Genomic DNA, 5,638 nt, shown 5'->3' with positions numbered 1-5,638 from the left:
GAGCTAGCGCTCATTTCTGTCACTGACAGATTTATTGTTTTTTCTTGCCGGGCACTATTGCTAGTGTCCCACACATTGGTATTCGTCTTGTTCAGTTTTCAAAGGTCATGCCTCTCACGAGACAACTTCATTAGTTTATCAAAACCTCAAATCTTTGTCAACACTTTTTTGAAAAATTTTTGAAGTTTTTTTGACTTGGTTCGGATGACCCGAACCTTTATCCACTAACTGTCCCGTTTAAGGAACTCTCCCTTCAGGACTTTCTTAGTATACAACACTACAACTTTCTTGGCAAGACTTTTTTCTCATTTTTTTAAAAAAATTTTAATTTTTTTGTTTTCCAGTGATTCTAGGTAGATTTCTTCCCTCAATCCTCTTTGTAGGAGACCTTCCTTTGCGCAGCTGACTAGCTGCTGGGCGAAGAGTTCCATAGCCTCTTTTTCTTTTTGTCCCAAAAGGCTTTTCGAAAACTGCTGCCGAAGTTGTGCATAATCTCGGCCGTAGGTTGTAAAAAAGGAATGGCCATCAAGGAGAGTTTCGAGGGCGTCGAGGTTGGTGAGGAGACCCAAATGAAAGGCGGCCGGTGCGAAGGTTGCTTCAAGGGGCTGGGTACAAATGCTGCGGAACTCCAGAGTCCCCCGCTTGGTCAACTCCTGATAATGATAGGAGCGATGGTGCTGCAGATCTGCCACCTCTGGCTGCAGGCGAACCAGCTGACCCGATAGGTCATAGGCCTGAATTTCTTCCTGCTCGAGATAGCTGCCAAGCGGAATTGGTTCGAAATAATAATACTCTCCTTTTCGTTGAATGTAAAAAAGAGAAGAGCGGGATTGATAGTCCATGAAGGCTTGCTCTGTCGTAAAATCGTCCGGGTAAAGACCTACATTCTCAGGAATAAGACCATGCATAGAAGCTTCCCAGAGATAGTCTCGGGCTAGAGCATAGTTCTCCAAGGGTTCAAAGGATGAGTTGGCAAACAGGTAGGCTTTGGCAGCCTCAATTTTATTGAAGGCATTTAGAACTCGCAAAAACTGACTTCTGCTCACATCGAACTGGACCTGGCTGCCACAAATGTAAGCTGCATAATCAGGATAAGCATGGAGCTGCTCATGGTTAGCACCCAAGGCTAAATAATCCATCAGCATTTGGTAACGCCCTGTCGTAACTGGCCGATTGTCATTGACCTTCCAATTGGGGTTAATTCCCAGACCTAACAACTGGTGATCCTTTGAAAGCAAGAAGTTCTGAATGGTATCGAGATAGACCTGAAAACGATCGGCAACTTGAAAAACGGTCTCAGCCTTAGCAAAAGCAAATTCTAGGGTATTATAACTAACTTCAAAGAGAATCACATCTCCATTTTCAGCCCTTATTTCAATGGGCTGATAATGCCTATCTAGGCCGACAACCTTAAAATTCAAAGTTTGAACCAGGTGGTCTAGTAAGGCTAGGGATACCTCCCGATTGGTAGCCTGTCCCTGCAAGTGAACAATGGGAAATTCCAGTTCAATCCCAATGCAAAGTTCCGGATTTTCCTTGAGTTTTGCAAGATAGTTTTCCTGGAAAAATTGCTTCACGGACCTGCCCCCTTTTTCTTTGTTCCTACCAGTATACCAAAATTTTTGGGGTCTACAGACAAAAAAGAGAGAACCACTACAGTTCTCCCTAAAATCTACTTTGTAAACACACTTTCCCGAGCCTTGCTGAGAGAGCTTCAGCTCTTTATAGAATCCTCAGCTAGGGGTCTTAGTTCTTGATAGTTTTCTTTTTTCAAATTGGAAATGCTTAACATCGCCAGCAAGCTAAAGAGGTAAAGGCTGGCTAAGAAAAGGAGTACGACTGGAATGGTGGAGTGTTGTAAAATATAGCCGATGACAACTGAGGAAAAGCCGCCGATGGCTCGTCCGACGTTGAGGATGGTATTGTTGGCGAGGGAGCGAACATGGTGCGGGTAGAGACGGGTAATCATGGCGCCATAACCGGCAAACATTCCATTGACAAAAAATCCAACAATGGCTCCGGCGATCAGAATAGTCAGGCCTGTTTTCGCGAAACTGAAGAGGTAAACCGACATGGAAGAGGCCAGTAGAAAGACGCTATAGACCCTGCGAGGTCCCAGGCGGTCTAGTAACTGACCAAAAACAACCATTCCCAAGCACATACCGAGAATTGTCGTAATCATCCAAATCGAAGAGCCGCTCATCGAAACACCTGCTTGTTCTTGGATAATGCTTGGCAACCAGTTCATCATGCCAAAATACCCTGCGATCTGGACTGTTGTCATGACCATTAAACAAAGCGTTTGTGAGGCTATTTGTCGGGTTTTAAATAAATCACCAATTTTCCCTCTGTCGCCTGGAGCAGCCGTATCTGTCTGTTCATCGAAATCGCTGACCTTGTCAGCATCAACATGGATGAGCGACCAGCCAACAATCAGAAGGGGTAAAAGACCGCACAAAAATAGTCCTCTCCAACCAAAAATCGGGGCAATCAGTCCAGCCAAGGCTGCTGAGGTTATTGAACCTATTTGTCCGACGATTCCGTTGATAGAAGACACTCTTCCCATATTTTCTTTTGGAACTAATCCAGCCATAATCGCAATTGCAACGCCATATTCACCACCAACACCAATACCAGCAATAAAACGCATAGCATAGAGGTATTGAAGATTTGGTGTAAAAAAGATGAGGGCTGTTGCTAAAGAGAAAATAACCACTGTCCAACGAAAGACTTTAAATTTATTGTAACGATCCGCTAAGATCCCAAAAACAATCCCCCCTAGGAGCATACCAAGATTGGTAATCGTAGCAATCCAACCCGCCTCAACCTTACTAATGGCTAGCGAAGCAATGATGGAGGTAAGGGAAAAAGATAAAAACATAACATTCAAATCATCTGTTCCCGAGGCAACAATAGCTGAAATTAGAGCATTACGATCATTTTTTGACAGTCTCATTTCTTACTCCTTTATTCAATTCCTTGGGACCACGCTTCTGGGTCCAGGTGCCAATTTTCCAATAAGGTCCGGAAAGGCTGTAACTCTTCCTTTAACAAAGCCTGTTGAATGAGGGCCTCATAATCCGTTAAACTCGTATAGGCATAGCCAGCCTCCGCAAAAGCGGCTTTCCCAACCGGTAATAAGTAATTAAAAATAGCGACACAACCGATCACTTCTGCTCCATGCTCCTCCAGTGTCTTGGCTGCTTGTAAAACACTTTTCCCAGTACTGATTAAATCTTCGACAAGAACAACCTTGGTATGTTCAGGCAATCGTCCTTCAATCTGATTTTTCTTCCCGTGTTTTTTGGCATCAGAGCGAACATAGATTAGGGGTAAATCCAGTAATTGGGCAACCATACTGGCATGAGGAATTCCTGCTGTCGCAACGCCAGCGACTACCTGAACTTGTGGAAAAGCGGTCTGAATCCTCGATGCCAGCTGCTCTTCAATAAAGGATCGTTGCTTAGGGAAACTCATGATTAAGCGATTGTCGCAATAAATAGGGGATTTTAAGCCCGAGGTCCAGGTATACGGAGCTTCTGGAGATAAACTAACGGCTTGCATCTCTAATAGAATTTGTGCGACTTGGTGGGATACTGGTGACGTCATCTCAAGATCTCCATTCATTCAAAATCGTTTGGTAGGCTTGGCTAGGATTGGAAGCAGCTGTAACCGGCCGTCCCACTACAATGTAATCCGTCCCCAAGCTCTTAGCTTCTTGAACGGTCGCAACTCGAACCTGGTCATCCTCTGGAACCAGATGCTGACGAATACCAGGTGTGATCGTTAAAAATTCGGCTCCACAAACCTCTTTAATAAGGGGCACTTCCTGTGGGGAACAGACCACCCCGTCCATGCCAACCTCTTTGGCCAGTTTAGCCAAGTGAAGAACGTTTTGGACTAGATTCTGCTTTGAGTCCTGCAGGCTTTGAAATTCTTCCGGACTAGTTGAGGTCAACTGGGTCACGGCAATCAAGAGCGGCTGATGACTGGAGGCATTTCGAGCTTCCACAGCAGCTCGCATCATCTTGATGCCTCCTTGAGCATGCACATTCAACATGTGACAGCCTAGCTGGCTCAGCACAGCCACGCTCTTGGCAACTGTATTTGGAATATCATGCAGTTTCAAATCTAAAAATACCTGATGACCAGCTTCTAACAAGCTTTTGACTACCGCCGGTCCTTGGCTATAGTAACATTCCATTCCAACTTTACAAGTGAGTGATTCCGGAGCTAAATCCTGTAACAAGGCATTGAGCTCCTGGGATGAGGCAACATCCAAGGCAATAATGGGCTTGGTTTTATCCATAGGGACCTCCTATTCAACTAATAGCGTTAATGTCAGCAATACTCCTTTCTTCTTTTCAGACCAAATCTGCCCGAACCTTTCCGATAATAGCAACCGCATGGATCGATTCTCGAACGAAATTTAACCTAAATTGTCTAAAGTTTATCATATTCCGAATAATTGTCAATCCTTTTTTAAAATGATAGTTGTTTCGAAAAGAAAAAGGACCTGGTCACAAGACCAAATCCAAGTTTTAATATATGAGTAGTAAATTAGCGACTTTACCACCATTCTCATTCTTTATCAAAAGTTTTGTCATCAACTTCAGTAGAGTATGGAACTGATGAATCACCAATCATCAAAAGATCAATTTCTTCATCCACTTTTTGGTAACTTAACTCCGTCATTTTCAACAATTCAGGAATTGTGTGTTGCCCATCATTTGCCGTAAAGAATTTTAAACCACTGATTTTGACATTGTCTACACCATCTTCAAATTCCATCTCAGCTTGATTATCTGTCATATAGAGCAATAAATCCTGTTTCCAAAGCTCGCTAACAAACCTATCTCCACTCATTCCCTTAGGTTCTATGAAGATTTGGAAATAAAAATTGCTATCCTCAAGAAATAAAATGAAGTCAGGTTGGAAACCTTGTAAGTGAAATTCAACCTTTTCATCCGCACGATTGATTCGTGAACCATATTGATGGAGTTTGAGTTTCTCACTTTTGATCGACTCTCTATGCATATTCTCATCCATCCGAAATAAATAGACAGCCTTGTTATACTTAGTCTTTAATTGTTCCACATGCGCTGAAATCCGTGTTATTAACTCATATTCCAACTGATTCACAATAGCCCTATCATAAATATAAAAGTCCTCCGTCATTTCGTAAACTCCTACTTTTTGAGCAGCATAGTTTAATAGATTTGCAGTATCGTACTCCGGCACGCGCTTATTATAATTTGTCAAATATTCTTTAATAGGATATCCAATAAATCGATTTGTTCCACGTTTCTTAACATAGCCAGACTTAAATTTTACTTCATATTCCTTTAGAAGATCAACTGTAACCTTCAAAATTTCATCTGCTGTAATATCTTCCGCCTTGTATCCTATTGGTACGGTCAAAAATAAATTTAAATTATTCGCATTCAGCCACTTTTCCCCATAGATAAATTCCTTCATCGAAGAAATGCTAAATTTCAAGTTGAAATTAGCCACCACTAAGAAATTCCTTTGGTGACTTGTAGTCCAAACATTTTTTAGGATAATTGTTTATCCAATTTTCAATAAAAGCGACTTCTTTGGGAGTTGTTTCTTTGGTCCCTTTTGGTAACCACCTGCG

Annotated in this window: 5 protein-coding genes and 1 pseudogene; all 6 read right to left on the bottom strand. The window is 42.4% G+C overall.

Features of this window, described 5'->3' with window-relative positions:
* Positions 1–305: 305 nt before the first annotated feature.
* The gene (locus HZY94_RS00575; protein WP_179924519.1) at positions 306–1,577 is read right to left on the bottom strand and encodes a glutamate-cysteine ligase family protein; all 1,272 of its coding nucleotides are present in this window, start codon (positions 1,575–1,577) and stop codon (positions 306–308) included.
* Between the two features lie 137 nt (positions 1,578–1,714).
* Positions 1,715–2,956 (bottom strand): MFS transporter, encoded by a 1,242-nt coding sequence (locus tag HZY94_RS00570; protein WP_179924518.1) that lies wholly within the window; start codon positions 2,954–2,956, stop codon positions 1,715–1,717.
* An 11-nt stretch (positions 2,957–2,967) separates the two neighbouring features.
* Positions 2,968–3,609, bottom strand: coding sequence for an orotate phosphoribosyltransferase (pyrE, locus tag HZY94_RS00565; protein ID WP_179924517.1), 642 nt, complete (start codon positions 3,607–3,609; stop codon positions 2,968–2,970).
* Between the two features lies 1 nt (position 3,610).
* Entirely contained in the window at positions 3,611–4,309 is a 699-nt protein-coding gene (pyrF, locus tag HZY94_RS00560) for an orotidine-5'-phosphate decarboxylase (protein WP_179924516.1), read from the bottom strand.
* Between the two features lie 272 nt (positions 4,310–4,581).
* Complete coding sequence (locus HZY94_RS10405) at positions 4,582–5,478, bottom strand: hypothetical protein (protein WP_228064517.1); 897 nt, start codon at positions 5,476–5,478, stop codon at positions 4,582–4,584.
* Between the two features lie 28 nt (positions 5,479–5,506).
* A pseudogene (locus HZY94_RS00550) lies at positions 5,507–5,638 on the bottom strand (IS30 family transposase); the annotation flags it as partial.

Origin of the sequence: Streptococcus danieliae (assembly GCF_013415245.1) — a bacterium.
GTDB classification, from domain to species: Bacteria; Bacillota; Bacilli; order Lactobacillales; family Streptococcaceae; genus Streptococcus; species Streptococcus danieliae_A.
The sequence above is the reverse complement of the archived record's forward strand: the minus strand, read 5'-3'. Positions and strand labels throughout refer to the sequence as shown.